Source organism: Microcystis sp. M49636_WE2 (genome assembly GCF_030065375.1).
Lineage (GTDB): Bacteria > Cyanobacteriota > Cyanobacteriia > Cyanobacteriales > Microcystaceae > Microcystis > Microcystis aeruginosa_C.
The window spans coordinates 1-1814 of record NZ_JASJFG010000014.1 but is presented as its reverse complement, the minus strand read 5'-3'; the positions used below and the strand labels follow the sequence as shown (position 1 = coordinate 1814).

Sequence of the window (1814 nt, the reverse complement as noted above, 5' to 3'; positions counted from 1 at the left end):
CCCCTTAACTCCCAATGGCAAAATAGACCGCCGTGCTTTACCTGTTCCCGATTTACAGAGCCAAGGTGAATATATAGCTCCCCGTAACCCCATTGAAGAAAAAATGGCGCAGATTTGGGGTGACGTACTGAAATTAAAACGAGTCAGTATTGAGGATAATTTCTTTGAATTAGGTGGACATTCTCTGTTGGCAACTCAAGTTATTTCTCGATTACAGGAAACCTTTGAGATTGTTGTTCCCTTGCGTTATCTGTTTGAATCTCCAACCATTGCTCAGTTAAGTGCGGTAATTTTAAAAGAACTGCAAACAGGTTTAGGGTTAAAGCTACCATCAATTGTCCCCGTTAATCGGGAGGATGATATTCCCCTATCCTGGGCCCAGGAACGTCTCTGGTTTGTGAATCAATTAGAAGGAGAAAGTGGGGCTTATACTATTGATTTAACTATGCGTTTGCGCGGAAATCTCAATGTTAAAGCCTTAGAAAAAGCTTTCCAAGCCATTATTCAACGCCATGAACCCCTACGGACTCAATTTAAACTCAAAGATAACAAACCAATACAAGCGATCGATCCTAATGTAACCTTCACCTTACCAGTTGTCAATCTGCAAAACCTCAGTCATTCTGAGCAACAGGTAAAAAACCTGTTATTAGCAGCAGCATCCGAACCCTTTGATCTCGAATCAGGGTCAATATTACGAGTCAAATTATGGCAAGTCAAGACAGAGGAATATGTACTATTATTAGCCATTCACCATATTGCGGCGGATGGTTGGTCAATAGGTGTTTTAGTTGACGAATTATCGGTCTATTATCGAAGTTTCTGCACCGGGACAAAAGCAGATTTACCTGATTTATCAATACAGTATGCTGACTTTGCCCTGTGGCAGCGTCAATGGTTAACTAATGAAGTATTAGACCGTCAATTAAGCTACTGGAAGCAACAATTAACCGGGATTCCCCTACTACACCAACTTCCCACAGACCGTCCCCGGCCAGCAATCCAAAGCTTTCGCGGAGGGACGGAGCGACTGCAACTAGATAGTCAACTAACGCAACAACTGAAAAAACTCAGTCAAGAGTCCGGTAGCACTCTCTTTATGACATTACTAGCGGGTTTTGCTGTGTTACTATCTCGTTATAGTCAACAAACAGATGTGGTAATTGGTTCACCAATTGCTAACCGTAATCGCACCGAAATTGAAGGGTTAATTGGCTTTTTTGTCAATAGTTTAGTGTTAAGATTTGATTTATCTCAAGACCCGACCTTTGAGGATTTTCTCGCGCAGGTCAGACAAACTACTCAAGACGCTTACGACCATCAAGATTTACCCTTCGAGATGTTAGTCGAAAAATTACAAATTGAGCGTCATTTAGATCGTAATCCTTTAACACAGATAGTTTTTGCCCTTCAGAATGCTCCTAGTTCTCCCTGGGATTTACCCGGAGTAAACATTGAGGAGATACCATCAGGACTTGATTCAGTTAGGGTTGACCTAGAACTTTACCTCTGGGATGCAGCCGAAGGATTGGGCGGTTTTTGCTCTTATAACAGGGATTTATTTGATGCTGAAACCATTGTCCGTATGATGACTCATTTTACGACTTTGTTAGCGGCAATTGTAGAAAATCCCCGTCAATCATTAGCTTCACTACCCTTATTAAACCCAGAGGAAGAGTATCAACTATTAGAGGGTTGGAATGAGACAAAAGCTGATTACTCCTATAACAAGTGTATTCATCAATTAATTGAGGAACAAGCAGCGCGTACCCCTGATGCAGTAGCAGTAGTCTTTGAAAATCAACAGTTGACCT

General features: G+C 41.6%; 1 protein-coding gene. It reads left to right on the top strand.

The annotated features are described in order from the left end of the window. Nucleotides 1–1814, top strand: a 1814-nt coding sequence (locus tag PX484_RS00340) for a condensation domain-containing protein (protein ID WP_288102632.1), incomplete at both ends; no start/stop codon positions are given.